The organism is Azotobacter armeniacus (assembly GCF_054779355.1).
The window spans coordinates 57329-83026 of record NZ_BAAGYK010000103.1; the positions used below are offsets into that span (position 1 = coordinate 57329).

General features: G+C 63.9%; 18 protein-coding genes and 4 pseudogenes. 7 read left to right on the top strand and 15 right to left on the bottom strand.

Features of this window, described 5'->3' with window-relative positions:
- Positions 1–222 precede the first annotated feature (222 nt).
- Positions 223–3585 carry a DEAD/DEAH box helicase gene (locus tag ACYVD0_RS13960; RefSeq protein WP_460427361.1) on the top strand — a complete coding sequence of 1121 codons (3363 nt, stop codon included), beginning with the start codon at positions 223–225 and terminating at the stop codon, positions 3583–3585.
- Positions 3586–3603: 18 nt separating this feature from the next.
- Positions 3604–3801, top strand: a pseudogene (locus ACYVD0_RS13965) (LysR substrate-binding domain-containing protein); the annotation flags it as partial.
- Between the two features lie 118 nt (positions 3802–3919).
- Here ACYVD0_RS13965 and ACYVD0_RS13970 read toward each other — a convergent pair.
- Positions 3920–4486 (bottom strand): TetR/AcrR family transcriptional regulator, encoded by a 567-nt coding sequence (locus ACYVD0_RS13970; protein ID WP_460427362.1) that lies wholly within the window; start codon positions 4484–4486, stop codon positions 3920–3922.
- A 118-nt stretch (positions 4487–4604) separates the two neighbouring features.
- Between ACYVD0_RS13970 and ACYVD0_RS13975 the strand changes: the two genes are divergently transcribed.
- On the top strand, positions 4605–5264 hold the full coding sequence (locus ACYVD0_RS13975; protein ID WP_460427363.1) for a glutathione S-transferase family protein: 660 nt from the start codon (positions 4605–4607) through the stop codon (positions 5262–5264).
- Between the two features lie 289 nt (positions 5265–5553).
- On the opposite strand, the gene ACYVD0_RS13980 is transcribed toward ACYVD0_RS13975, so the two are convergent.
- The 3 genes from ACYVD0_RS13980 to ACYVD0_RS13990 form a co-directional block, all read right to left on the bottom strand.
- Positions 5554–6021: an SDR family oxidoreductase gene (locus ACYVD0_RS13980; RefSeq protein WP_460427364.1), complete on the bottom strand. Its 468-nt coding sequence runs from the start codon at positions 6019–6021 to the stop codon at positions 5554–5556.
- On the bottom strand, positions 6006–7388 hold the full coding sequence (locus ACYVD0_RS13985; RefSeq protein WP_460427365.1) for an HTH domain-containing protein: 1383 nt from the start codon (positions 7386–7388) through the stop codon (positions 6006–6008). The genes ACYVD0_RS13980 and ACYVD0_RS13985 overlap by 16 nt, the downstream gene beginning before the upstream one ends.
- Positions 7389–7496: 108 nt before the next feature.
- Positions 7497–8093, bottom strand: a complete 597-nt coding sequence (locus tag ACYVD0_RS13990; protein ID WP_460427366.1) for a DUF2239 family protein — start codon at positions 8091–8093, stop codon at positions 7497–7499.
- Positions 8094–8297: 204 nt separating this feature from the next.
- Between ACYVD0_RS13990 and ACYVD0_RS13995 the strand changes: the two genes are divergently transcribed.
- The gene (locus tag ACYVD0_RS13995; RefSeq protein ID WP_460427367.1) at positions 8298–9122 is read left to right on the top strand and encodes an inositol monophosphatase family protein; all 825 of its coding nucleotides are present in this window, start codon (positions 8298–8300) and stop codon (positions 9120–9122) included.
- Between the two features lie 83 nt (positions 9123–9205).
- Here the strand turns inward: ACYVD0_RS13995 and ACYVD0_RS14000 are convergent.
- The 5 genes and pseudogenes from ACYVD0_RS14000 to ACYVD0_RS14020 all read right to left on the bottom strand — a co-directional run bounded on the left by ACYVD0_RS14000 (position 9206) and on the right by ACYVD0_RS14020 (position 15095).
- Positions 9206–9804 (bottom strand): annotated as a pseudogene (locus tag ACYVD0_RS14000) (aldose epimerase family protein).
- A gap of 333 nt (positions 9805–10137) precedes the next feature.
- Positions 10138–11211, bottom strand: a complete 1074-nt coding sequence (locus ACYVD0_RS14005) for a lipocalin-like domain-containing protein (protein WP_460427368.1) — start codon at positions 11209–11211, stop codon at positions 10138–10140.
- Positions 11201–13693 (bottom strand): ABC transporter permease, encoded by a 2493-nt coding sequence (locus ACYVD0_RS14010; RefSeq protein WP_460427369.1) that lies wholly within the window; start codon positions 13691–13693, stop codon positions 11201–11203. The genes ACYVD0_RS14005 and ACYVD0_RS14010 overlap by 11 nt, the downstream gene beginning before the upstream one ends.
- Positions 13693–14358, bottom strand: a complete 666-nt coding sequence (locus ACYVD0_RS14015) for an ABC transporter ATP-binding protein (protein WP_460427370.1) — start codon at positions 14356–14358, stop codon at positions 13693–13695. Before ACYVD0_RS14015 ends, ACYVD0_RS14010 begins: the two co-directional genes overlap by 1 nt.
- Before the next feature lie 429 nt (positions 14359–14787).
- A pseudogene (locus tag ACYVD0_RS14020) lies at positions 14788–15095 on the bottom strand (PepSY domain-containing protein).
- Positions 15096–15440: 345 nt separating this feature from the next.
- On the opposite strand from ACYVD0_RS14020, the gene ACYVD0_RS14025 reads away from it, so the two are divergent.
- Together ACYVD0_RS14025 and ACYVD0_RS14030 are read left to right on the top strand one after the other, a co-directional pair.
- Positions 15441–16190, top strand: coding sequence for a DUF2780 domain-containing protein (locus ACYVD0_RS14025; protein ID WP_460427371.1), 750 nt, complete (start codon positions 15441–15443; stop codon positions 16188–16190).
- Between the two features lie 602 nt (positions 16191–16792).
- Positions 16793–18010, top strand: coding sequence for a sugar efflux transporter (locus ACYVD0_RS14030; protein ID WP_460427372.1), 1218 nt, complete (start codon positions 16793–16795; stop codon positions 18008–18010).
- Between the two features lie 113 nt (positions 18011–18123).
- Here the strand turns inward: ACYVD0_RS14030 and ACYVD0_RS14035 are convergent, their stop codons facing one another.
- The 3 genes from ACYVD0_RS14035 to ACYVD0_RS14045 are packed head-to-tail and all read right to left on the bottom strand — an operon-like array spanning position 18124 to position 21118.
- Positions 18124–19635 carry a tripartite tricarboxylate transporter permease gene (locus ACYVD0_RS14035; protein ID WP_460427373.1) on the bottom strand — a complete coding sequence of 504 codons (1512 nt, stop codon included), beginning with the start codon at positions 19633–19635 and terminating at the stop codon, positions 18124–18126.
- A 21-nt stretch (positions 19636–19656) separates the two neighbouring features.
- Positions 19657–20151: a tripartite tricarboxylate transporter TctB family protein gene (locus ACYVD0_RS14040; RefSeq protein ID WP_460427374.1), complete on the bottom strand. Its 495-nt coding sequence runs from the start codon at positions 20149–20151 to the stop codon at positions 19657–19659.
- Between the two features lies 1 nt (position 20152).
- Positions 20153–21118 carry a tripartite tricarboxylate transporter substrate binding protein gene (locus ACYVD0_RS14045; RefSeq protein WP_460427375.1) on the bottom strand — a complete coding sequence of 322 codons (966 nt, stop codon included), beginning with the start codon at positions 21116–21118 and terminating at the stop codon, positions 20153–20155.
- Positions 21119–21268: 150 nt separating this feature from the next.
- On the opposite strand from ACYVD0_RS14045, the pseudogene ACYVD0_RS14050 reads away from it, so the two are divergent.
- Positions 21269–21591, top strand: a pseudogene (locus ACYVD0_RS14050) (SLC13 family permease); the annotation flags it as partial.
- Positions 21592–21685: 94 nt separating this feature from the next.
- Here the strand turns inward: ACYVD0_RS14050 and ACYVD0_RS14055 are convergent.
- The 3 genes from ACYVD0_RS14055 to ACYVD0_RS14065 form a co-directional block, all read right to left on the bottom strand.
- On the bottom strand, positions 21686–21847 hold the full coding sequence (locus tag ACYVD0_RS14055) for a hypothetical protein (protein WP_460427379.1): 162 nt from the start codon (positions 21845–21847) through the stop codon (positions 21686–21688).
- Between the two features lie 63 nt (positions 21848–21910).
- A complete protein-coding gene (fecA, locus tag ACYVD0_RS14060; RefSeq protein WP_460427376.1) occupies positions 21911–24280 on the bottom strand; it encodes a TonB-dependent Fe(3+) dicitrate receptor FecA in 2370 nt (789 codons plus the stop codon).
- A 377-nt stretch (positions 24281–24657) separates the two neighbouring features.
- Positions 24658–25599 carry a FecR family protein gene (locus ACYVD0_RS14065; protein WP_460427377.1) on the bottom strand — a complete coding sequence of 314 codons (942 nt, stop codon included), beginning with the start codon at positions 25597–25599 and terminating at the stop codon, positions 24658–24660.
- Between the last annotated feature and the right edge of the window lie 99 nt (positions 25600–25698).

Here is a 25698-nt window from a genome sequence, read left to right on the forward strand (position 1 = left end):
CGTCAATATCGGGTTGGATTTCGGCTTTTCACGACAGATCGGACTCGACCCAAAACCAACGATCCGGGTACGAAAAATATTTCGTTGTCTTTTTTCGTTGAGCGAGGCCCAACTCGGCGACAGTGCAAACGGAGGATATCGGGAGTGTGATGCCTAAAAAATGGCTATGGCCGCTCCGTGTACAATCCGTGCCCTTCGAATCATCGTCACTAGAGAAACAGGATGTTGGTGCCCTACGAACAGCAACGATTTCTCGACATACTGGATTACTGGCACAAGGTTGAATTCTTTATACCTTATGCACTCGATCAACGTATCAGTGAACTGGAAGAGTGGCAGTCGAAGAAGTTGTTCGCCGACTTGCTGCAGACATGCACCGATAGCGAATGGCGCCGTATCGATGTGCCAGACGATAAGGAAGTCTGCGGGTTCAACCTCTATCTGTGCGTCTTCGATAAGGCCGAGATTGCCAGCGTCTGCCAACCGTTCCTGGGCGCTCCGGGGCAGGAATCGAGCGCCATGCAAGCCTACGAAGAGGAAGCGCGCACGGATCTGGAAGGGGAGACCTGTTTCGCCAAGATCAGGCTCGACAGAGAAGGCCACCCGATTCTGGATTCCATCTCGATTTCCACGGCACCTTGGGCATTGGGCCAGACCGTTGCCAGTGGGCTCAAGGCGCTGGGTCACAGTCACTTCGAGTCCGCCAAGCAACGCCTCAAGGATCTGCTTGACAACTTCCTGAGTGGGCGGGGAGACAACGTTGGCCAGGCACTTGGCGCGGCTGAAGTCATCTGCTTGCAGCGCCTGCTTTGCGACTGGGCTGGTTTCACTCCGGCTCCAGCGCATCCCATCGCTGTGCTCGAAGCCAGGGTCAAGTCGAGGCCTGCTGCCGGGGAGCCGGATGGCAAGCCGTCGTCGGCAGAGCAGAAAAGCCGGGAAAGCGAGGATGACGAAGACGACGAGGAGGCACTCGAGGAGATTGAGATTCTCAATAGCTTCTATATCCGCGATATTGAGCGGGTTATCGATAATGTGCGTGCCGGCTCTGTGCCGCAAACGCTGCAGCAGTATCTGATGCCGCTTGCTGCCGAACAGCGCGTGGACCTGTACGGGGTGGCCGGGCGAGAAGCTATTTACCGGGCATTGCAGCCGCAACGGATCAACGCCGGGCACTGGCTGGCGTCCCCCGAGCATCCGATGAGCCTGATGCAGCAGTTCGCGATCAATACGGCCTTGGAGGACCTGAGCGAGTGCGGCTTGTTTGCCGTCAATGGCCCACCGGGCACAGGCAAAACCACTCTGTTACGTGATCTATTTGCCGATAACATCGTTCGCCGGGCCAGGGTTCTTGCCGGGCTTTCCCGGGCGAGCGATGCCTTTGTCGACAAGAAGCTTGCGGTGAGCTTTAAGGGCGATCAGAACAAAAGTTTCATCAGGCCTCTGATAGACGAGTTGACAGGCTTCGAAATGGTTGTGGCATCGTCCAATAATGCCGCAGTGGAAAATATCTCCGTCGCTCTGGCCAAGCGCAAGGAGTTGGATGTGGCTTGGCAGTCGGTGGGATACCTGCAGCCGGTCGCGCACAATTTCGCCGTACAGGTCAGCAAAAAAGGTCCGTTTTCTCCCGAGGGGAATCAGGTGCCTTGGGGGCTTGTCAGCTGTGCCCTCGGCAATTCAAAGAACCGGAAGCGATTCACCGAGCGTCTGGTATTCAAGTCCTTTGAAACGAAGAGCAGGGAAACTCCGCTGACTCTTTGGGAGTGGCTGAAAAAAGATCACCCCTATTCTTTTGAGGCGGCGCGCCAAGCGTTCCAGCAAGCTGATGCTGATGTCCGCTTGGCGTTGGCCGAACGGAGCCGACTGGCCGAGCTGTCGCAGGTACTGAGCTGTACCGATGAATCTCGGTTCCTTGCCGAGCAACGGCAGGCTGTCGAGCAGGCCCGTAGCCAGCTGGCTGAGGCCGATGCCGCCATTTGCGCCGCCCGGAAAAAGCAGCAGGACTTGCGGCAGAGTCTGGCGGGACTCCGGGAAGAGCAGCAACTGATCGACAGAATACGCCCGGGCTGGTGGGCACGACTTTTTCGTACGCGGGCGGCCAGGGCATATTCCAGCGCTAGAATCCGAAATGCCCACAGTCAGCTTGACGCACATGCGCGAAGCAAGGCCTTGGGTGCTGCGTTGAGCGGTCATCTGGCCCAGGAGCAGAAAGCCGCCGCCACACATCTACAGTTCTGTGAGGCCGAGCTGGACAACCGACTACAGATGTGGCATTGCCAGGTCGAAGAGTACGCGGTGCTCGAAAGGCGTCTGGGCAGGCCGGTAGTGCCCAGGAGGCTGGATGACCTGGAGTCCGACGCGTTCCAGAAGAATGGCCTCTGGCACGATCTGCAACTGGCAACCTTGCGTTCCAGACTGTTCGCTTCGGCCTTGGAATTGCACCAGGCATGGTTGTTCGAGGTCGGCAAGGAAAAGGAGAAGGGGCCGTTCCGCGCCAACATCGTCGCCATTACCAAGCTGCTCAACAACAAGAAACCGACGGATCCGAAACACTACCTGCCCATCTGGCAGAGTCTGTTCATGATCGTGCCGGTCGCCTCCACTACCTTCGCCTCCTTTGCCAACCAGTTCGGTGGCTTGGGGCCGGGTTCGCTGGGTTGGCTGTTCATCGACGAGGCAGGGCAGGCAGTACCTCAAGCGGCCGTCGGCGCTCTGTGGCGCGCGAAGCGTTGTGTGGTAGTCGGGGACCCTTTGCAGATCGAGCCGGTGTTCACTCTCCCCAGCAAGCTGATCAGTGCCTTAGGTGGCCTTTCGCCTTACACCGCAGGGGAGGACTACGCACCCAATCGGGTGTCCGTCCAGCGCCTTGCCGATCAGGCCAGTCGCTTCGGCGCCTTTGCGCCGGCGATGGATGAGCGTTTGTTGTGGATCGGCAGCCCGCTGCGCGTGCATCGACGCTGCTACGAGCCCATGTTCAGTCTGGCCAATAGCATCGCCTATGCCGATAAGATGGTATTTGGGCTTGCTCAGCGCCAGGCACCGAATGTACCGCTGGTCCCGCTTCCCAGTTGCTGGGTAGATATTCGCGGCCCAGTGGCGCGCAAGCAGGTCGTGAACGAGCAGATCGACTTCCTGACCGCGGTGATTGTCGGCCTGTACCGGCGAGATGGCAAGCTTCCCGAGCTGTATGTGATTTCTCCCTTCAAGGCTGTTTGCCAAGCCTTGCGACAAACCTTGATAGGTGCCGACTGGCAGGCGCTCCCACCCAAGCGTGCGGCATTGAGGCGCTGGATGAACGGCAGCATCGGAACCGTGCATACTTTTCAGGGTAAAGAACAGAACAGCGTGTTCATGCTGCTGGGCGTCGATAGCGAGCATCCGGGCTCGGCTCAGTGGGCAGCATCGAAACCGAATTTGCTGAATGTGGCAGCCACTCGGGCGAAGCATCGACTCTATCTGGTAGGAGATTACGAGCTGTGGGGCTCTTTGCCCTACTTCGAAAAGACTGTTCAGGGTGAGCATGCAATACCGCGCAAGGAGCGACATGAGTTCATGCTTGGCCTTGAGCAGGAGATAGCCTCCACCTAAGTTCATGCCGCCGCCCTCGATGGCTTCGGCATCCTCCTCGGGCCCGAAGTCGCCCTCAAGGACGACCTGGCTGCGGGGCGCCTGGTTCGGGTCCTCCAGGCCTACGAAGCCCCCGCAAGGCCGATGCATATCCTGTTTGCCGCCAAACGCCTGACCCCGAAGCTGCGCAGCTTCGTCGACCAGGTCATCCTGGCGTTCGGGCCTGACCGGGCATGAAAGGCGCAATTGCGCACCGTGGTCAATGATCGGGTTTATTCCTGACCATTCGGGATCGGGAAAAAAGATCCGCACCTGCGGTGCCCTGAGCGGTGGCGTTCGGAGGCTTCCAGCGATCTCAGGATTCCATGAGCTGTAAACACCCGGTTTGACAGGCCGCGAGGATCTCCTCCGCCAGTTGGTCATCGTCGACGGCGCGGGCCAGGGCCACTCCACCAATCATGCCCACCGCGATTTGCAGAGCTCGCCGCCGTGGGTTCATCGCTGTTGTCGATTCCAGTCCGCTCTCCAGCCGCGTAACGAATGCCGCCAGAATTCGGGTATAGCTGCTTCGAATGGCTTCGTCTTGCCGAGCGGCATCATTGACCATGAAAGCCAGGGGGCAGTGCATCTGGCTGCCGTCCCGGTGCTCCATTCGAAGATAGCTCTTCACCATCTGCTGCACTCCTTCCGTGCCGGCCTGCTCAAGCAGCGCGCCACCTGCCCGGGCTGCGTTTCGAAGGGCTTCGTTGTAGAGGTCCTTCTTGGAGGCGAAGTGGTGATAGAAGGCCCCGCGAGTCAGTCCGGCATTCCGCATGATCACGTCGATGCTGACCTGCTCGAAGCCCTCCTGCGCGAATAGCCGCGCGGCGCTATCCAGAATCCTCTGGCGGGTTGTTGCACGTTGCGTGCTGGGCCAGGGCATCAGTTCTTCTCCTCGAGACAAGGTCGGGAGCCAGTGTGCCAAAAGCCGGGTTTATGTTCTTGAACATAAGGTCATGCCCGTCAGTATGTCAGCCTCAGTCTTCATGGAGGCATCAGCGATGAGTCTGCACATACTCGGTCCGGGATTCAGCACCTTCGTCCGCAGCATTCGGCTGTATTGCGAGGAGAAATCGCTGGACTACACGTACGGCCTTGAGGTCGACGGCCATACGATTGCTCTGCGTAGCCCCGAACATCTGGCTCTACATCCCTTCGGCAAGCTTCCTGTGCTGCTGCATGGAGAGCGGCGGGTTTTTGAAACCACCACTATCTGCCGCTACCTGGACGAGGCTTTTCCCCAATTGTCTCTGCAGCCTCCGGATTTGGCGCAGAGCGTCGAGGTCGATCAGTGGTCTGCCGCCCTGGCCTTGTACGTCGACGACCGGCTGGTCCGACGTTACCTTTTGCTATTTGTTTCACCTCTGCAACCGTCACGACCTATCGACCGGGAAGCTGTGGCTGCTTCCGAGCCCTTGGTCATCCAGACTCTGGAGCTTCTGGAGCGGCAGCTGGGTAACCGCGAATATTTCTGCGGAGCGGATTACAGCATGGCCGACGCCATCCTCACGCCCATGCTCGACTATTTGCAGCGTCTGCCCGACAGTTCGGTATGGCTGGAACAAAAGCCAGGCCTTCATGATTATCTGCAGCGCATGCGACTGCGTCCGTCGGGAGGCAAGGTATTGGGCGAGCCAGGCCCTGATCACCGCAACGGGTGATAACTATCGCCTCCATGCCTGCTTTTCTTGTCCTGCCGTCTGCAAAGCCTGAGCTGGTTTTTGGAACATCTCGATTCATCGAGAAACTCGCGGACGCCAGAAGCGGCAGTTGGGTGTCCGCTCCTGGTCGATTCTGTTGAAAAACCCGGTTTTGCGGCAGGCATGTCGCCCGCCACGATTACCACCGAAGGGTCGGCTCGTCACTTTCAGCGGCCTTTCGGCACTTCGTTGAGCTTTCAGGCTCAGGTTTTCGGGTTATTCCGAGGGTTTCTGCCTCAAGCAGGCGTACCTATCCCGTGACGGGTGGCCCTTGGGGTACCAATTTGGCCATCCGGCGCAGATTCTGCGCTGCCGCTGCGAGAGTGAATTCGTCGGTCGCGCCAGTCAGTCCACGCAGTCGCAAGCGATCGATTTTCAGGATCCGTTTGAGATGCGCGAAGAGCATCTCGACCTTTTTGCGTTCGCAGCGAGAGCGGAGATACTCCGGCGTGGTGGCGATACGTCGCGCCACATCTCTCGCGGCCTCATGGATACTGCGGGCGATCTTGCAAATCGGTGTCCTGGGGCAGCACCGCGCTTTCATCGGACAGGTTGTGCAATCCACGGCCAGCGCATGGCCGACCATATAGTTCGCCCCAGGACTGCAGAGCCACAGGACGGCGTTGGCGATCTCCTCGGGCTTGCCTGTACGCCCGATCGAGGAAGCGTTGGGATTCGCAGGCTCACCCCAACCTACCGTACTCAGCCCTTGGCCCACGCCTGCCTGGTGGCGGTCTGCTGGGCGTACTCCTCGACCCGGCGGTGCGCGGGACGGCCCTCGAGTCCCGCCCAGTACGCCTCGAGCTCGGGGTGCTTTTCCAGGCCGCCGAAACGCATGCCCCAACCGATCATGGCCCCCACGTACACGTACACGTACACGTCCGCGGCGGAGAACCGCTCCCCCGCGATATAGCGCCTTCCGGCGACTGCCTTAGCGAGAGTCTCGGCGACGGATTCGTAGGTGCCGCAGCCGAGCTGCATCTGCTGCTCCGGCGCGGGGTGGAAGCCGTAGCGGTGCAAGGAGAGCGCCTGCTCCACCGGACCGGCGGCGAAGAACAGCCAGCGGTAGTAGGCGCCCCGGGCGGCGGGTTCGGGCGCCAGCCCGGCCTTGGGGAAGGCGTCGGCCAGGTAGGCGCAGATGGCGGCCGCCTCGGTGACCACCACGTCCCCGTGGCGGATGGCAGGCACCTTGCCCATCGGATTGATGGCGAGATACTCGGGTGACTTCATCGTCGTGCCGAACTCCAGGATCTCCATGCGGTAAGGCACGCCGACCTCTTCCAGCATCCAATGGACGATGCCGCCGCGCGACCTGGGGTTGGTGTAGAAGATCAGTTCTTGTTCCATCGTTTCCTCCTTCGTTTGCGGGGGTTCCGTGGAAAAAGTGTAGGATTGGACGCTGTCAGTTCTTGTCAGCATCCGTTCACGCCATTCCTTGCGCAGGGCGTGGCGACGGCGCGGGTAGCGCTCGCCGGTGGCCTCGGTGGATTCGATGCGGTCGGCGCGGAAATGGCGGAAGTCCTGGCGCAGCTCGCACCAGGCGGCGACGACCCGCGTGGCGTCGAAGAAGCCGAGGATGAAGGGCCAGATGGTCCGCGAGGACAGCCTGCCCCGCTCGTCCCGGTAGCGGATGGCGAGCTTGCGCTCCTCGCGGATCGCCCGACGCAGGTGCTTGAGCGCGACGGTCTGAGGCCTCGTCCAGCCGGGGCCAACCTCAAGGGGCGAGTCCTCCAGCTTGTGGCGCAGCTCGCCGGGCAGCACGGCGGCCACCTTGGCGAGCGCCTCCCCGGCCGCGGTGGCGAGCTCGTTGTCACCCCGCCGGGAGACCCATCGCAGGCCCTGGGCCATCGCCTCGATCTCTTCCTCCGAGAACATGAGCGGCGGCAGCACGAAGCCGGGCTTGAGCACGTAGCCGATCCCCGGCTCCCCTTCCACCTCGGCCCCCACCGCCTGCAGGGCCGCGATGTCCCGGTACAGGGTGCGCAGGGAGACGCCCAGCTCGGCGGCCAGAGTGGCTCCGCTCACCGGCCAGCGGTGGCGGCGGAGCACCTGGAGGAGATCGAAGAGACGCGTGGTGCGGGGCAAGGCCGGTATCCTGGGAGACGTGGGCCTTTCAGTATCGCACCGGTGCTGCCGGAAACTGACAGCATGCAGTATGGAGCACCGGTGGCCGAGCGCGTCCGCCCCGATGTTTCACTGGGCCTCATAGGCCAGCAGCAACGCATGGCGGCGGATATCCTGCGGCCAGCCGGCGATCCGTGCGCGAAAGCCCGCTTCATCGCCGGCGAACAGCGCGCGGCTGGCTTCCTCGAAGCCGGGCAGATCGCCGGCCATCGCCAGGATGAAGTGATAGGCGCGCTCCTGACGGCGGCGGGGCGATCCCTCATCGGCACGCCGCGCCTCCTCCACCAGTTTGCGCAGGGCGATGGAGGCGCCGCCCGGCTGGGCCGCCAGCCATTCCCAGTGGCGCGGCAGCAGGGTGACTTCCCGCGCTATCACGCCGAGTTTCGGCCGTCCGCGGCCGCGCGGCGGAGCCGCTTCATCCTCTGCATCCGGCAGACGCGCCAGCGCTTCTTCATCCGTGCCGCGCACGTCGAAATCCACCGAGCGGCCGCTGTGGTTGTCGAAGATCAGTATCGGCCCGGCGGCCTGGGCCTCCAGCGCATGTTTATAAGCCAGGGCGGCCTCCGCCAGCGCCCCGGCGGCGATGCAGCGATCACCGTCAAAACAACTGTAGGGCGGCAATGGGGTTGAATTGATGGTGTATTCCTCCAGCAATGGACTTGGCAAATATTATCCGGGTAAAAAACAAAATCAATATTACCCGGGTAATATTTGCTTGTCGGTGCCGGAAAACGCCACGGCGCTTACCAGGGAACGAAGCGTGAGTTCGGCGGTATGATCCAGACTGTTAAGGCCAGTCTTTCACGGGGTTTGAGCTCCGTGCGGATGGCCGTTACCCGAGCGTCTTCACCGTCTCTCACAGGAAATGCCATGACTTCGAAAGTTGATGTAACGGTGCTTGCCGATCTGCTGCGGCGGGCGGCAAAGGCTGAAATAGTGCCGCGTTTCCGGCGCCTGGGCAGCGCCGATGTGCGAGCCAAGACAGAGGCAACGGATCTTGTGACCGAAGCCGACGAACAGGCCGAGCGCATGATGAAGGCCGAGTGCGCAAAGCTCTGGCCGGACGCCTTGTTCGTCGGCGAGGAATCGGTCGCGGCAGATCCCGCGCTGCTGGGCAGGCTGAAAGAGGCCGAACTCGCCATCGTCGTCGATCCCGTCGACGGCACATCCAACTTCGCCGCGGGTATTCCGGCGTTTGGCGTCATGGCTTCGGTCGTTTTCGCGGGCGAGACGATTGCCGGCATCATCTACGACCCGATGGGGGACGATTGGATAATGGCGGAGAAAGGTAGCGGCGCCTGGCTGAGGCGGCCGGACGGCGAGGCGCAGCGGCTTTCCGTGGCCGCCCCTGTCGCCCTCGACCAGATGATCGGCATGGCCTCGACCGGATATTTGCCGAAAGACAAGCAGCCACAAATCCTCGCGAATCTGTCCAAAGTCCGCTTTCTTGCCAGCTACCGCTGTGCAGCGCACGAACACCGGACCTTCGCTGCCGGCCATGTGCATTACCTGATGTACTACAAGCTGATGCCCTGGGATCATCTGGCTGGCACCCTGATCTGCCAGGAAGCGGGTGCCTACACCGCACGCTTCGATGGAACCCCCTATCTGCCGCATCATCTGGACGGCGGCCTGCTGATTGCGCCGGACAGGGCCTCCTGGGAGCTGCTCCGACGCGAAGTCTTCACGGTTTGAACAAGCGCCCGCGCATTCCTCCCTGCTAGAGCAAGCTTTTTCCCTCTCCCCGACCCTCTCCCCAAGGGGAGAGGGCGTTGAAGTCACCGGACCGAGAAGCGCAGTACGGTCTCTTCCTGCAAGGTCTGGCCCGGTCTCAGCACCGTGCTCGGGAGGTCGGGCTGGTTCGGTGAATCCGGGAAATACTCGGCCGCCAGCGCGAAGGCGTCGCTCTGGCGGTAGGTCTTGCCGCCGCTGCCGACCACGCCGCCGTCCAGGAAATTGGCGGTGTAGAACTGCAGGCCCGGCTGGGTGGTGTAGTCCTCCAGCACGCGGCCGCTCTTCTGGGGATCGAGGTAGCGTCGGTCGGCATGTAGCGCGAGGCGGCGATCTCGATCACCCGGTCCTCCACGCTGTCGGAGCCTTCGCCGGCCAGGTTGAAGTAGCTGTGGTTGGTCAGGTTGACCACGGTGGCGCGGTCGGTGGTGGCGCTGTACTGGATGTGCAGCGCGTCGCTGTCGTCGAGGATGTAGCGCACGTGCGTGGTGAGCGTGCCGGGAAAGCCGTTCTCGCCGTCCTTGCTCACGTAGGTCAGCTCCGCGCCCACGCCGTCGGGCACGCTGACCGGCTTCACCGACCACACCTTGGCGTCGAAGCTGTCCGGGCCGCCGTGCAGGGTGTTGGACGCGTTGTTGATGGGCAACTGGTAGGTCTTGCCGAGCCTACCTTCAAGCTTGGACTGCCGAGCAGGACGCTACTCGTGCCCGCGCCGTTCTGGAGCCGTTCGCCGGCCTGGAGCTGTAGCGTATTCCGGGCGAAATCACCACACGATCTTCAACTTCCGCCGCCTGCCGGAGAAGCACGAACTAGCCGGGAGAATACTCGCATTCGCAAGCTCACCCCAACCTACGTGCTGCTCTTGAAGCACGGCTTACCCACCGCATCGCGACAGCCGCGCGGCCGATATCTGGCCGCCTTTGGCCTGGGCACGTAGTGCAGAGGGGCCCGAAGCAGCCGCTCGCAGCGCCAGCCCATTTCAGTAGCCGGTCATTTCCAGATAGCCGCGCCCGCCGGGGCTGCCCTTCAGGCGCACCGGTCCCTCCCAGTAGGGAAACGAGGTGTCCATCCAGGCTCGCGGCTGGGTGGCCTCGGCCTGCACATCCACGCTGTGATCGGGAACCTGAACGCGCCAGCGGGTCGGCACCTTGCGGCCGTTTTCCTGGCGCGTCCAACCTTGCTCGCTGAGTTGGATCTGTTCGCCACGCAGCGGCTGAGCGCGGCCGTCGGAGGCGATCCAGGTGCCGGCGCGGTAGTGCTGGCCGTCGGTCTGGCGCACCTGGAACAGCATCAGCTTGGCGCCACCGTCCAGGTGCAGGGAAAACCAGTCCCACCCCTGTTGCGTGGCGGCCAGCGGCTGGCTGCTCCACTCCCGATCCAGCCAGGCCAGCCCGGTGACCTGGTAACGCTGGCCACTGCGCTCGATCTCGCCGCTGACCCGGTAGAACGGCTGACTGTAATAATAGGACGCCTGCCCCTGCCCGGATTTTTCGCTGTAGCCCTGCTCGCCGTGCAGCACCAGCGGGCCGTCGCTGACCAGTTGCAGGCGATAGCGGAAGTTCGTACCGGATGCCTGCATCTGCAAGTGCTCCAGCCCTTCGCCAGCCGTGCCGTGCAGTGACCAATCGTCGATCCAGGCCCGGAAGGGTTGCGCCTCGACGCCCGCCTGGCCGATGCCACCGCGGGCCAGGGTTTCGCCGTGCTGATGGCCGAACGGGCTGCTCAGGCCGGCATGGCCCATCCACAGGTTGGGGCTGTTCCAGTCGGGCTCCTCGGCGCCCGGGCGTAGCGCCGAGCGGAATAGTGTCCATTGCACGCCCCAGTCGCGGCCCTGCTCGTCGGTGAGGTTGGCGGTGACGTACCACCATTCGATGCGGTAGCCATCATGGGCGCCGTGGTCGGCCGGGAACTGCAGAGGACGTCCCCGCTCGACTTGAGTGAAAGCGGCGGCGTCCTGGCCGAGGCCGGCGAAACCGCTGTGCGGTTCTGGCGCATCGTCACAGGCACCCAGCAGCAAGGCGGCGCCCAGGGCCAGGCCGCGTCTAGTGTTCATCAGCGAATTGCCTCAGCAGATCGGCGGGCTGGCGCCGCGCCAGTTGCCAGAGTGGCCCGGCAGCAGCGAGCAGGCTGGTGAGCAGGCCGAGCAGGCCCAGTTGCAGCAATTGCCCAGGAAAGACATGCAGCGGCAGGCGCCAGCCGAAGGCCTGCACATTGACCACCGCCACCAGGCACCAGGCCAGCAGCAAGCCCAGGGGCATCGCCAGCAGCACGGTCAGGCTGGCCAGCATCAGCGTTTGCCCCAGAATCAACCAGACCAGTCGCGCGCGGCCAACACCCAGCGCCCAGAGTGGCGCCAACTGGCCCAGGCGGCTGTGGCCCAGGGTCAGCAGGCTGATGAACAGGGCCACGCCCGCCACACCGAGGGTCAGGCTGTTGAGCGTGGCGGTGGCGGCAAAGGTGCGCTCGAACACCTCGGTCGACCAGCGTTTGAGCGAGGCCTGGTCGATCAGCCGCGTGCCATCGCGGCCATAGCGTTGCTCAAGCTGCTCCTTCAGTGCGGCGACCTGCTCCGGCACCATTCGCAAGCTGAGATTGCCCAGGCTCGCCTCGCTCCAGTGGCGGCGCAGCCAGTCGGCGTTCACCAGCACGTGACCCTTGGGGTTGCCGTAGTCGGCGTACAGCCCCACCACGGTCAGGCGCTGCTCGCCCTCCGTGGCCGGCAGCCGCAGGCTGTCACCCAGCCCCAGCTTGAGACGCCGCGCCAGTTGCTCGCTGAGCATGGCGCCCTGCCCTGTGGCCAGTTGCGTCCAGGCATTGGCCCGTTGCTCCAGAAGCGGCCATTGCTGGCGGTAGCTGGGGTGGTCGACGATGCCCTGCACCTGCACCGGCCATCCCTGCAGGCGCAGATCGACACGCCAGTTCGGTAGGATCGCGTTGACGCCAGGCCGGCCTGCGAGCCAGGCACTGATTTCCAGCGCCTGCGCGGTGTCGCGTGGCGCCAGGTACAGGTCGGCGGAAAGGCGCTGGTCGAGCCAGCCCACGAAGGTCTTGCGAAAGCCCTCGGTCATGCTGCCGACCCCGACGCTGGCCCCCAGCGCCAGCAGCAGGGCCATCAGCGCCAGCGCCAGGGCCGGCAGCTGCTGGCGGCTGTCGGCAACGAACCACTCGGCCAGCGGCCCACGGCAATAATGCGCCAGCAGGGCCAGTGCGGCGTCAAGCAGTGCTGGCAGCAACAAGGCCGCCGCCAGCAGTAGTGCGGCTAGCATCAGCAAGGCGCCGAGCAGGCTGTCGCCGAACTGCCAGCAGGCGGCGGCCAACAGCAAGAGTATGGCGGCCAACAGCGCCTGGCGCTTCAACCACAGGCCCTGGGCCAAGCGCCAGGCCTGCGGTTGCGCCAGCGCCAGGAGCGGTAGACGGGCGGCGCGCAACAGACTGCCGCACCCGGCCAGTAGCGCGCCGAGCAGGCTCATGGCGATCCCCGCCAGCCACCATTGCGGCGACAGACTCAATTGCCCGGACACTTCCGCGCCATACAGGCCGCGCAGGCTGGCAGCGACATCGTCCAGCAGCAGGCTGGCCAGCAGGTAACCGCTGACCACCCCGGCCAGACCACTGAGCAGGGCGAACAGGCCCAGCTCCACGGCCAGCGCGCCGATCAACCCGCTCAGGCTCACGCCGCAGGCACGCAGGGTGCGCAGCAGGCCGCGACGTTGTTCCAGGGCCAGGCCAATGGCGGCATGCACGATGAACAGACCGACGATAAAGGCCAGCAGACCGAGGGCGGTGAGGTTGAGGTGAAAGCTATCGGTCAGGCGCTGCAGGTCATCGCCATCGGTCGGCGGCTGCAGCTGCAACAGCGGCGCCAGCTCGGCCGGCAGGGTTGGCGGCCGGGCAGCGAAATCCGCCGATAGCAGCAATCGCGAGACCTGCCCTGGCGCCTGCAGCAGCGCCTGTGCATGGCCGATGTCGAGGACGATCACACCGGGCGCCAGTTGCGCTTGCACCTGCAAGGGCGGCAGGCGCTGGCCGTCGCTGGTGAGCGCCTGCTCCCCCGGTTGCAGGCCGAGGCGCTGCAGGGTATCCGGGGCGATCCAGGCCTGTCCCGGCGTGCCGATAAAAGCGCCGAGGTCGAACGAACTGCCGGGCTGCCCGGCCACCGAGGTGCCCTGCGGCAGAGTCAGCGGCTCGATACCGAGCAGTTGCACGCTGAGCGGCTCCTCGCCGGGCGGCTCCTCGCCGGCAAAGCGCAGGCGTCCTTCCAGTACCGGCGAAACCGGCCAGCCGCTGCGGCGCAGCTGCACATAAGCAGCCTGGTCGAAGCGCTCGCCCTGGCGCGCCACCAGTTGGGCTTGCGCCGGCCCGGCGAGCACCGCACTGGCGCGGGCATAATCGGCCCGGGCCTGGCTGTTGAGCGCCTGCACTCCAGTCCACAATGCGGTGGCCAGCCACAGGCCGGTGAGGATGCTGAAGAACTGCAACGGGTGACGCCGCCAGTGGCTGAGCAGGGCCAGCAGGCTGATCCGCAATATATCCATCAAGCCTCCCGGGGCTGTACTCGGCCCAAGTGCAGGTACAGGCGGCGCGCCAGGCGCGACGCCAGGCGTGCGCTGTGGGTGACCATCAACAAGCTGCTGCCGGTTTCGCCGACCAGTTGCAGCAGCAGGTCGAGCACCGCTTCGCTGCTGGCTTCATCCAGGCTACCGGTAGGTTCGTCGGCCAGCACCAGCGACGGTCTTGCCGCCAGTGCCCGGCCGATGGCCACGCGCTGCTGCTGGCCGCAGGAGAGTTGTTCGGGATAGCGCTGCAGCAATGGCGCAAGACCCAGGCGCTCGGCCAGATGCTTAACCCAGGCCGGGTCATGGCGCCCGGCCAGACGCGCCTGGAAGGCCAGGTTGGCCGCCACGCTGAGGCTGCTGATCAGGTTGTACTGCTGGAACACCAGGCCGATGCCTTCGCGCCGCCAGCGCGCCAGCTCTGCTTCACGGCGCCCATGCAGGGGCTCGCCGTCGACCAGGATACGTCCGCTGTCGGGACGCTCCAGCCCGGCGATCAGGTGCAGCAGCGTACTCTTGCCGCTGCCGGATTCGCCCATGAGCGCAAGGCTGGTGCCCGTCGGCAGCTGCAGATCAACTCCACGCAACACCGGCAGGCTGCCTTGGGCGGTGACGAACGACTTGCGCACATCCTCGACGATCAGCATGTGCGGAATTCCTTCACGGTGGGGGTGAGAAGGATAACTGGGCCAGCCTCCGCGAAGGTTGTCGCTGGTCTGTGCCTTCTATGAAGTGACCGTTTCTGGCCGGGCCGTGTGAAAGCGTAGCGAGCGAAGGCCAGGCCAGGCGAAATCAGACGAAGAAGTGCAGTTCACATGCTGTAAATGAGCATTCTGAGCCTGATTTCAACGCAGCATCGCCGAGCGCAGTAGTTTTCACACGGCCTGGACCGGTTGCCGCCCATCGCGACAAGCTGCTTCGGCTCGAACGGGACCGATCGGGCTGGCTCGCAGATGTGGTCGCTCCGTATGCAAACGACCGGAGTGCTGGTGATGAAAGGTGAGCCGGTGGGGAAGGGGGGGCTGAGCGGAAGCAGGGCGCTCGATCAATTCCCCTCAGCCCCACCGTCCGGCCGTTCAGTCGTCCTGATGCTCCTTGAGCACCTGGCCGTTGCCGGCGTCCAGATGCACATCCCAGTGCACGCCCTGGGCGTCGCGCAGCTCGACCTGATAGATGTAGCGGCCGTATTCCTCCTCCAGCTCGGTTTCCCGGACGGTCGAGCCCGGGTGCTTGGCCAGTGCCGCGGCGTTGAGTTTCTCGAACGGCTGGATGGTGCCGGCCTCGACCAGCTTCATGGCTTCGTCTGGGCCGAGGTCACGGGCCTGGGTCAGGCCGGCGGTGGCGGCGAGCAGGGTGGTGGTGAACGGGCAGTGAGGGTTTTCATCTTGGCTCTCCTGATCGTCGGCTTTCGATGGGCTTCACTCTAGCCAGACCGACTTAAACCAAACTGAATGGGCCGGTACGCTTGTTCGACGGGGAGCTATTGCGGGCGGGAAGGCGATGACCGACCATAGGGCCGTCCTCGATCCACTATCCCATCCTGGAGGTCGTGTCCGAGTGGGTTGTCACAGAAATGCCGCCGCAGAGCCTGCGGACCGTCGCGTGTGCGATTGACTGCGCCGCCGCCCATGCCCGGCCCATGAATCATCCTGCCCATTCCTGCTGCCCGCCCGACCCTTGCGCTGCCGGGCGGGCGGCGCCTGCATCCCGAGTCGAGAGGTTTCACCCGATGAACGCGTCCCCCTCCATTGCCCTGGTCGCCCTGCTGGGCCTGGCGAGCGTCCCGGCCTTCGCCTTCGACCTGAACGCCGCAGCCCAGGCGGTTTCCGCCCTCAAGGGCGAGCCGGCCGGCGAGGCTGCTGCCGATGACAAGACCTCGCAGGTGCTCGGGCTGGTCCAGGCCCTGAGCGCGCTTCCCATCACGCCGCTGCAGATGCTGGGCGGCACCGGAGCCCTGCTGGGGCTGGCGCACAGCCAGCTCAAGGGCAGCGATTATGCGCAGCTGACCGAGTCAGTCCCCGGCATTGAACACCTCACCGGCAACAACGCGCTGGACCAGCTCGGCGCTCTCGGCGGCCTGGGCGCGCTGGGTGGTGGCCTCGGCGGCGGCCTCGGTGGATTGCTCGGCAAGTCCGCAGAGCCGACTGCCGAACAGTCCGTCGAACTGGAACAGACCGGCGAGTTGCTGGGCAACGTCCAGAGCATGCAGGACGTCAACCAGGCCTTCTCCGCTCTGGGCATGGACGCCAGCCTGGCCGGCCAGTTCGCGCCCATCCTGCTGCAGTTCCTCGGCAGCCAGGGCGTGGCCGGTCCGCTGATGCAGAGCCTGGCCGGCGTCTGGAGCGTGGGCGGCTCCGCAACCGGTACCGGCGTCGGCTCCGCCCCCGCCCCCGCCCCCGCTACAGTCCCGGGCACCGGCACCGGCACCGGCACCGGCACCGGCACCGGCACCGGCACCGATAGCGCCGCCGGTTCCTGATCCGCCGAGGCGAGGCGCCCTTGGGAGATCGGAAAGGGCGCCTGCGTGTCCGTTTCTTGAAGCCCTGATTGCTCGGGGCGGCCCAGTGCCTCCTTCCTTGGGCTTGTCCGCCTTGGGTCCGCGCCAAGAGCAAAGAGGCGGCATGCTCGCCAGGGGTTACCACTGGACCGAGCTCATTACTTGCGCAGATCGCTCGACCGGCTAGAACGACCCAAACCTGCCGGTAACCACTGGCAGAAGTTGGTTAGCGGGTGTTCGAAGTCGGTTTTCGATCAGCCAAACGATGGAAGTGTCGGGCTACATTGAGCCCATCGAGATACCGGCTGTCAGGTAGTAGAGCACGGCCCTGGTAGGCATGTTGTGGTACAGACAGGTGCGACATAGAATCCGCCTCGTCTGGCTGTCTCCCCCATACCCATAATAAATCTCCTCGCTGCGTGCTGTGCCGCTGCGTCCCGGCTTCAAGCCGTGGGCGGAGGGTGTTGTCGCGTCTGCGTTTTGGGTGTGGGTGCGTGTCCCTATTTTGCGAACAGGCGCTTGGTGTGTTCTTCCCATGCCCGGCGGACGGCCCCTGGCGCCTCCCTTTTGAAGGTCATCGTTAAATGAACACACCCCCGAATGCCCCTGCCGGCAGTTGGCTGAGCGTGGTTGCGCTGGCCCTGGCAGCCTTCATTTTCAATACAACCGAGTTCATTCCCGTCGCCTTGCTGAGCGCCATTGGCGGCAGTTTCGAGCTGTCGACCGACCAGGCCGGCCTGATGCTGACGATCTACGCCTGGGTGGTCACCCTCACGTCGCTGCCGATGATGCTTCTGACGCGCAACATCGATCGGCGCCGGCTGCTGATGTTCGTGTTCGCCTTGTTCGTCGCCAGCCACGTCCTTTCGGCTGTGGCTTCCAGCTTCGCCGTCCTGTTGCTGAGCCGGATCGGCGTCGCCCTTGCACATGCCGTGTTCTGGTCGATCACCGCCTCCCTGGCCGTGCGTGTCGCTCCGCCGGGCAAACAGTCGCAAGCCCTTGGCCTGCTGGCAACCGGCGCATCTCTGGCCATGGTGCTGGGCATTCCACTGGGGCGCGTGGTGGGCGAGACGCTCGGTTGGCGCACGACATTCTCGGCGATTGCGGTGTTCGCCACGCTGGCCTTGATGTGCCTGGCCAGGACGCTGCCGCCACTGCCCAGCCAGAACTCGGGTTCACTCCAGAGCCTCCCGGTGCTGTTCAAGCGCCCGGCACTGGTGGCGTGCTACGCGCTGACCGCCGTGGTGATCACCGCGCATTTCACGGCCTACACCTATATCGAGCCTTTTGCCGAGGCTGTCGGGCATCTGACCGGCGAGGCGACGACGATCCTGCTGCTGCTCTTCGGCGGTGCCGGCATCATCGGCTCCCTGGTATTCAGCTGTTTCTACAACCGGACCCCGAACGGCTTGCAGGTCACTGCACTCGCCGCCATGGCGCTGTGCATGCTGCTGCTGTTGCCTTTGGCCCAAGACGCCTGGATGCTCGGCACGCTGAGCCTGGCATGGGGGATCGCCATCATGTGCTTCGGGATGGTGCAGCAGTCCAGGGTCATGACCCTGGCCCCGGACGCCACCGACGTGGCGATGGCCCTCCATTCGGGTATCCACAACATCGGCATCGGTGGCGGCGCCCTGCTGGGCGGCGCGGTGAGCAGCCAGTTGGGGCTTGCGAATGTCGGCACCGTTGGCGGATTGCTGGCAGTGGGTGGACTGCTGTTGTGCTGCGCGATGCTTTATCGCTTCAGCAAACCGCTGCCCTCTAGGCCTTTGCCGTTGGATAGCAGGGCATGCGAGGTTTGAGAGCGAGGTATAGGGCAGGCTGGGTCGATTTTGGCCTTTCATGGAAGGCAAGGATCGACCCAAACCAGCTCTCCATTTGGAAGATATGGGATGCCGATGCCCGTTGATTGCGGTCAATCGTCCTCTTGCACACGAATACCGCGGGCGCGAAGCAGGTGGGGGACGATCAAAACCAACAGCGTCAGCGCGAGGAACGAGGCAGAAATTGGTTGCGTCACGAACACGAGCCAGTCTCCCTGGCTGATGGACAGGGCGTTGCGCAGCTGCCTTTCGGCCATGGGCCCTAGCAGCATGCCCACGATCACGGGGGCGACGGGAAAATCAAGGCGACGCATCAATACCCCGACCCAGCCGATCGCCAGCATGAGCAGGAGGTCGAAGGAAGACTGGCGCATGCCGTACACGCCGATGGTGGCAAACACCAGAATTCCGGCATTCAGATAAGGCCGGGGAATCTGGAGGAGCTTGACCCAGAGGCCCACCAACGGGAAATTCAACACGAGAAGGATTGTGTTGCCAATGTACAGAGATGCAACCAGAGCCCAGACCAGCTCTCCTGAGGTCTGGAAGAGCAGCGGGCCCGGCTGCAGGTTGTAGTTCTGGAAAGCGGCCAACAGAATCGCTGCGGTGGCAGAGGTTGGTATGCCCAGTGTCAGCAGCGGAACCAGCGAGCCCGTTGCGCTCGCATTGTTGGCTGCCTCGGGGCCGGCAACGCCCTCGATGGCACCCTTGCCCTTGTTGGCCGCGAACTCTTGCGGATGCTTGCTGAGTTTGCGCTCGGCCGAATAGGACAGGAAAGTCGGAATTTCAGCGCCGCCTGCCGGAATCGATCCGAACGGAAAGCCGATGAGCGTTCCCCGTAGCCAGGCCGGAACCGATCGTTTCCAGTCGGAGCGGGTCATCCATACGGAAGTCAAGCGATGCCGGCTGCCCGTTTCTTCCCCCTGGTAGAGCACGCCATGCAAGGCTTCACCGACGGCAAACAGCCCGACGGCAACGAGTACGACCTCGATGCCGTCGATCAACTCGGGTATCCCCCATGTGTAGCGGGCAACGCCCGAGAGGGAGTCCAGGCCGATCAAGCCGATGGTCAGTCCCAGGCCCAGCGAGGCGAGGCCTCGCAGCAGCGAAGATCCGAGTACCGCGGACACTGTCGTGAAGGCAAACACCAGAATCGCGAAATACTCCGCAGGACCGAACCTCAGGGCAATGTTGGCAACAATGGGGGCAAAAAAGGTCAGCAAGACCGTGGCGATCGTTCCGGCAACGAATGAACCAATGGCTGCCGTTGCCAAGGCGGGGCCTGCCCGTCCATTGCGTGCCATTGAATTGCCTTCCAGGGCTGTGACCATGGAGGCCGACTCCCCCGGGGTATTGAGCAGGATGGAGGTTGTGGAGCCTCCAAACTGAGCGCCGTAATAAATGCCGGCGAACATGATCAGGGCGCCGGTGGGATCGACCTTGGCCGTGATCGGCAGCAGCAGGGCAATCGTCAGCGCCGGTCCGATACCCGGCAGGACACCGATCGCGGTGCCAAGCAGGCAGCCGATAAACCCACATAGCAGATTGATCGGCGTAAGCGCGGTGGTGAAGCCTGTGATCAAGCTTGAGAAAATTTCCAACATGGTTACCTCCTTGAGCCGGGTTCAGATCCAGGCGTTGACAAGAGGCGGAAGGGAAACTCCAAGCCCGATGGTAAAAAGCCAGTAGACCGGTAGTGCCAGAGCGATGCCGATAGCAAGGTCCCGTGCCGGACGCCGACTACCGAACCCATGTGCCGAACAGGCAAACAGCAGCGCCGCAGCCAATACGAATCCGATATGAGTAATGAGCAAGGCGGAGATCACAAGACCCGCTGTAACCCAGGAGGCTCCAGTCTTGCCGCCGGGCAGGGCCTTGGTAACTCTGCCGCTGTCGTATGCAGGATCGCGGGAACCACCGGTGACAGCCTGAAGGCTTGTCAATACACCTACGATCCCCAGGAACACTGCCACGGCATAGGGATAGACGTGAGCACCCAGAATGGTGAACCCCTTCTCCGCAGGAAAACGGAATGCACCGAACGCCAATACCGCACTTATGAAGATGAGGCTCACGCCTACCGCCAGCTGTGCCGGCCATACTTTTCGAGGACGGGTCATATCAGAGCAGACCGACCTTGATCAGCATGTCGCGCAGGCGAGAGTGCTCATCTTCAACGAACTTGGCAAAGTCATCCCCACTGATGAAGCTGGGTAGCCATACATTGGCTTGAAGATTTTCCTTCCACACTTTTGTGTTGGTGGCGGCCAGGACAGCGTCGGTTACTTCCTGACGTTGTGCAGGCGTGAGGTCGGCTGCACCATAGACACCGCGCCAATTGTCAATGGTCATGTCCAGTCCCCGCTCTTTGAGCGTCGGTGCATCGACACCGGCAATGCGGGTGGGCGAGCCGACGGCGAGTACGCGGAACTGACCGGACTCGATATATGGCGAAAGCTCGGCATAGCCGCCGGTGATCGCCGTGATGTGGCCTCCCAGGGTCGCCGCGACGGCTTCGCCCCCTCCGCCGAAGGGGATGTAGTTCACCTTGTCGATTGGGATATTCAGCTTGCCCGCCAATTCGGCGATTCCGATGTGATCCACCGAACCCCTGGATCCACCACCCCATTTGACGCTGGACGGGTTGGCTTTGAATTCGGCCAGCAGGTCGTCCAGCGTCTTGTTGGGAGATGCTTTGCGCACGGCAATCACGTTGTATTCGTTGAAAAGCCGCGCGATCGGCGTCACATGCTCCAAGGTGATCGGCGGCTTGTTCTGTGCCACGGCCCCGACCATGACAGCGCCGACGATGAGCAGGGCATTCGGGTTGCCCTTGGTGCTGTTGGCAAATTGCGCCAACCCGAGCGTTCCTCCTGCGCCTCCCTTGTTCTCAAATGTGACTGCTTTTGCCGCCTTGGCCTCGATCAAGGCCTTGCCAAATATGCGTGCGGTCTGGTCATAACCGCCACCGGCTGGACCGGGGACCATGAATTTGACGGTGTCCAGCGCAAAGGCTGATGTTGCGAGTGCGGCTGCGGTGATGGCCGCTGTAGTGAAGGCACTGAATCGACGGAACGAGACGAACATGAGTTGTCTCCTGGGAGCAGTGATTTATTGACGCTGGTTAAATATTGATCATCCGTTCCAGTTGAATTTTGACCAGGGGGCGGGACGCCGTTCATTGAACATGCGCCCGCGGATACGTGTAGGTTAGCTCGTGGGCGGTTTTTTGCCGGCCTCGCCCCCACCGGTGTGATGCTGACTTTCTCGATTCTCAATTTCGGCATCATGATCGACACGGCCTGTTCGATCCGCTGGTCCGCTGGATTCTCAAGCCGGCCAAAGGTGACCCCCTGATGGTGCTGTTCGGAGCCGCAGCCTTGACCCTTATGGTGTCGCTCGATGGCGACAGTTCAACCACCTACATGATCGTCGCCTCCGCTCTGCTGCCGCTTTACCAGCGACTCGGGCTGAGTGTTCTGGCCATGCCTTGCATCATCAACGTGGCCAGCGGGGTAATGAGTATCTCCCCCTGGAGCGGCCCGACGGCGCGGGCGGCTAGAGTATTTTCACCATACTCAGACTCACCTTTCTGGGATGGTCAGGATAACGGCAGGCGTGGATTTCTCCCCTCCCATGCTTGGGCCAGCGCCATCACGTGGAGAACAGCAGTTCGCGCGGATACTGGCGTTGCCGGTGGGCCTCGAATGCCTCGCCGACCCAGTCGGCCAGTGTCATGGCCCGCGCTAGCGCCAGGCGTGCCATGACACTGGCCGGTGCCTGCTTCTCGAACCGCGCCTGGACTTCGCCCCACATCGTCTTACCCTCCCGATCGATTATCGGGGAAGAGTTTACGCAAAGCCCTTGAAAGGACTGGGACTAAAAGCCCATCGACGTTTGCAGATACACCGTGCGCGGCTGGCCCAGGTACTTGCCCCTGTTGTTGTCGTCGTAGGAGCGGGTGAAGTACTCGGTGTCGAACAGGTTCTTCACCCCGAGCGCCACCTTCAGGGCGCTCTCACCGGGACCGAAGTCGTAGGCGGCGCGGGCGTTCCAGATGACATGGCCGGGAATCCGTCCGGTGCTGCCGTCGAGGCTTTCCTCGACTGTGTTTTCGTTGTTGGCGTACTGGCTGGACTGGAAAGTGCTGTCCAGGTCCAGGCGCAGCCCGTTGCGGGAATAGCCCAGGCCGAAGGTGCCCTTGTGCTTGGAGGAGAAGGGCACGCGGTTGCCCTGGTTGGGTCCGGATTCGCGGATGGTCGCATCGACATAGGCGTAGGTGGCATGGACGTCGAAGCCGGTGAGCGCCGGGTGCAGGTCCGTCAGGTCGTAGGCCAGGCTGCTCTCGATGCCGCTGTGACGGGTTTCCCCACGGGCGATGATGTTGTCGTTGGTCTGGTTGCTGTCGTACTGGTTGTCGAAGTCGATCAGGAAGGCGCCCAGTTCGGCCTTCAGCGCCCCATTGTCATAGCGGGCGCCGATTTCCCAGGTACGGGCCTTTTCTGGTTCGATCTCGCTCACCTTGGCACGGTTGGGCATCTGGCTGTACTGGATCGAGCCGAAGGACTCCTCGGTATTGAAGTACAGGTTGAGGCTGTCGGTCAGGCGATACATCACGTTCAGCGCCGGCAGCGAGGTGTTGTAGTCCGCATCGTATTTCTCCCCGGTGAGCTTGTTGGTCTGCTCCGAGCGGATGCGCTCTAGGCGCAGGCCGGGGGTGATGGTCCAGCGGCCGATATCAATGCGGTCGTCGATGAAGTAGGCGTTGGCATGGGTGTAGCCGCGGGTGTCGCGGTCGTTGCGGCTGCCGGTGTCGGGCAGGCCGCTGCCCAGAGGTTCCCGGTAGCGCATTTCGTGGGAGGCCTCGCTGATGAAGCGGTGGCCGATACTGACCTCGTGCCAGCTCTCGCCCAGGGTGAAGCCCTGGGAGAAACGGGTTTCGATGCCGCGCACCCAGTAGTAGCGCGGCGACAGGGAAATGAAGCTGCCCTGGTCCAGGTAGCCGCTGCGCAGGGTCCGGGTGAAGAAGCCGTTCACCGAGAACTTGCGGGCGCCTTCGCTGTAGTCGTAGCCCAACCCCACCAGGTGGCGCCGGCCCCAGAACTCGTCGACCGGACGGGTGGACTGGTAGGGATCGTCGTCGAAGTCGGCCTTGCTCAGACCGCCGGGCATTTGCGCCTCGCCGTCGTAGTACTGGACGATGCCGTGCAGGCTGTGGGCGTCGTTCAACTCGTAGCGGGCCTTGAGGATCAGGTCGTCGATGCGGGTGTCGCTGTGTTCCCGGTAGTCGCTGCCGCGCACCCCCGAATAGAGCAGCACACCGCCCAGCCCGTTGTCAGCGGTGCCGCCGAGCAGCAGGTTACCGGTCCGCTTCCAGGCATCCTGGCTGGAGGAGGGGCTGACCTCGGTCTGGATGCCGCCCTTGAGGCTGAAGTCCTCGGGAATCGCGCGGGTCACGAAGTTGACGATGCCGCCCACGTTCTGCGGACCGTAGCGGACCGCGCCACCGCCGCGCACCACGTCCACCGCGTCCATGTTGCCCATCGAGACGGTCGCCAGCGACAGCTGCGGCTGGCCGTAGGGGGCGAAGGGCACCGGGATGCCGTCCATCAGCACTGTGGAGCGGCTGGCCAGGCGCGGGTTGAGGCCGCGGATGCCGAAGTTCAGCGCCATGTCGTGGCTGCCGGTGCCGTTGTTCTCTGGCGCGTTGACCCCCGGGATGCGGTTGAGCACTTCCCGCGTGCTGCTGGCGCCGAAGCGCTCGAACTGCTCGCGGCGGATCACGTCGCGCGCCCCAGGATGGTTGAACACGTCCTGCTCGTCGCCCGCGCCCAGCCAGTCGCCGACCACCGTGTCGGTGCCCAGGTCGGAAACGTCCGTGGCGGGCGCGGAGGGTGCCTCGACGGGCCGCAGGCTGAAGCCCTCGCCTTGCGCAACCGCCTGCAGGCCGCTGCCGGCGAGCAGCCGCTCGAGGCCCTCGCGCGGGCTGTATTCGCCCTGCAGGCCCGGGCTCTGGCGGCCCTCGGTCAGCTCCGGGGTGAAGACGATCAGCAGCCCGGTCTGCTCGCCGAACTGGTTCAGCGCCTCGACCAGCGGGCCGGCCGGGATGGCGAAGGACTGGCGGGCCGTGACGGCCGGCGCGTCGGTGGCGGACTGGGCCAGGACGGGCAGGGCGGCGCAGGCGATGGCGCTGCCCAGAAGCAGGCTGGGGCCAAGGGGCGAGGAGCGGAAGCGGGAAACGGAGGTCATGCAGCGTTCCTGAATGCAAATGAAAGTGAGTCTCTATTCCCCTTGTCACGCGAAACGACGAAACGGCTCAGCCTGAATGAGAATTTTTTCTGAAGGCGGCCATCGCTTATGTCCGTGGCGCGATGGAGTCCGATCTGGCGCAGGGCAGCCCCCGCTCCCGCGACGGCTTGCTGCATGCACCACATTCCTGTGGATTGCATGAGGAGAGAAGTTCGATCGGTCCGAATGAACCACAGGCAACGCAGCACTGCGCCAAATCGGCCCCGTCCCTGTCGGTTGTAGCCCTTGGCAAGGGAGCGACCGTTGCCCGCAGGCTGCGTCCTGCCCGGGCCGATTTCCGGCGGCAACGCAATCGTGGAAACAAGCGATGACAGGCCCTAGGCGTGGCGGGGCTGGACGCTGATCCAATAGCGGGTGCGCTGGTGGATCCTGACCGGCAGGGCGATTTCGAGCATCGCCAGGATGGCGCGGCTGTCTCTCAGGGGGTAGGTGCCGGACAGGCGCAGGTCGGCGACGCGCGGATCGCAGCCGAGCCAGCCGCTGTGGTAGCGGCCGAGTTCGTCGAGAAAGTCCGCCAGGCGCATGTTGCTGGCTACCAGCATGCCGTTGCGCCAGGCAGCGACGGCGGCTTCGAAGGGCTGCGGTGTGCCGAGCCTGTGGCTCTCGAAGCGGATCTGCTGGCCGGCTGCGAGCGTCGCCTGCAGCTCCGGGCGCGCGGCGCAGCGCACCTGCACCGAGCCTTCCAGCACGCCGAGCCGGCAGTGATCGGCATACTGGCGCAGGTTGAAGCGGGCCTGTTCGGCGAGCAGCGAACCCTGGGCGGTGGCGACGCGGAAGGGGGATGCGCCGGCGGCGACCTCGAGCTGTATCTCCCCGCGCAGCAGTTCAAGCTCGCGCGAGCCGGCGCCTTGGCGCAGGTTCACCGCGCTGTCGGTGTTCAGGCTCAGCCGGCTGCCGTCGGCCAGGGTGATGTCGCGGCGTTCCCCAACGCCCGTGCGGTAGTCGGCCAGCCAGGGCTGCGCCTGGTGGCCGGCCAGCCATACGGCAGGCGCGGCGACGGCGACCAGGCCGAGCATCCCCAGTACCTGGCGGCGGCTGTGTGCCGGCGCGCCTTCCACAGCGACCCGCGCCGCCGCGGGCGGCAGGCCGCGCAGGCGCCGGTTGACGCTCTCGATACGCTGCCAGGCGCGCTCGTGTTCGGGGTCGGCCGCGCGCCAGCGCTGCCAGTCCCGGCGCAGTTGCTCGTCGGCGCCATCCTGCAGCTCGACCAGCCAGCGCACCGCCTCCTGCGCCACCCGCTCGGAAACCGGTGACTTCATCCGATTTGCGCGAGAAACCCCGTACTTCTAGTGCGGGGAGGGATAGCGCGGCGCCCGCAGGGCGCCCCTGTTCTCGCTGCCTCCTTCTCAAGTGGTTGC

Coding starts and splice junctions, on each gene's coding strand:
- fecA (WP_460427376.1), bottom strand. CDS start 24,280: ATGACCTCCGTTTCCCGCTTCCGCTCCTCGCCCCTTGGCCCCAGCCTG.
- ACYVD0_RS14015 (WP_460427370.1), bottom strand. CDS start 14,358: ATGCTGATCGTCGAGGATGTGCGCAAGTCGTTCGTCACCGCCCAAGGC.
- ACYVD0_RS13975 (WP_460427363.1), top strand. CDS start 4,605: ATGAGTCTGCACATACTCGGTCCGGGATTCAGCACCTTCGTCCGCAGC.
- ACYVD0_RS14035 (WP_460427373.1), bottom strand. CDS start 19,635: ATGTTGGAAATTTTCTCAAGCTTGATCACAGGCTTCACCACCGCGCTT.
- ACYVD0_RS14045 (WP_460427375.1), bottom strand. CDS start 21,118: ATGTTCGTCTCGTTCCGTCGATTCAGTGCCTTCACTACAGCGGCCATC.
- ACYVD0_RS14010 (WP_460427369.1), bottom strand. CDS start 13,693: ATGGATATATTGCGGATCAGCCTGCTGGCCCTGCTCAGCCACTGGCGG.
- ACYVD0_RS13960 (WP_460427361.1), top strand. CDS start 223: ATGTTGGTGCCCTACGAACAGCAACGATTTCTCGACATACTGGATTAC.
- ACYVD0_RS13995 (WP_460427367.1), top strand. CDS start 8,298: ATGACTTCGAAAGTTGATGTAACGGTGCTTGCCGATCTGCTGCGGCGG.
- ACYVD0_RS14040 (WP_460427374.1), bottom strand. CDS start 20,151: ATGACCCGTCCTCGAAAAGTATGGCCGGCACAGCTGGCGGTAGGCGTG.
- ACYVD0_RS14030 (WP_460427372.1), top strand. CDS start 16,793: ATGAACACACCCCCGAATGCCCCTGCCGGCAGTTGGCTGAGCGTGGTT.
- ACYVD0_RS14025 (WP_460427371.1), top strand. CDS start 15,441: ATGAACGCGTCCCCCTCCATTGCCCTGGTCGCCCTGCTGGGCCTGGCG.
- ACYVD0_RS13970 (WP_460427362.1), bottom strand. CDS start 4,486: ATGCCCTGGCCCAGCACGCAACGTGCAACAACCCGCCAGAGGATTCTG.
- ACYVD0_RS14055 (WP_460427379.1), bottom strand. CDS start 21,847: ATGTGGGGCGAAGTCCAGGCGCGGTTCGAGAAGCAGGCACCGGCCAGT.
- ACYVD0_RS14065 (WP_460427377.1), bottom strand. CDS start 25,599: ATGAAGTCACCGGTTTCCGAGCGGGTGGCGCAGGAGGCGGTGCGCTGG.
- ACYVD0_RS14005 (WP_460427368.1), bottom strand. CDS start 11,211: ATGAACACTAGACGCGGCCTGGCCCTGGGCGCCGCCTTGCTGCTGGGT.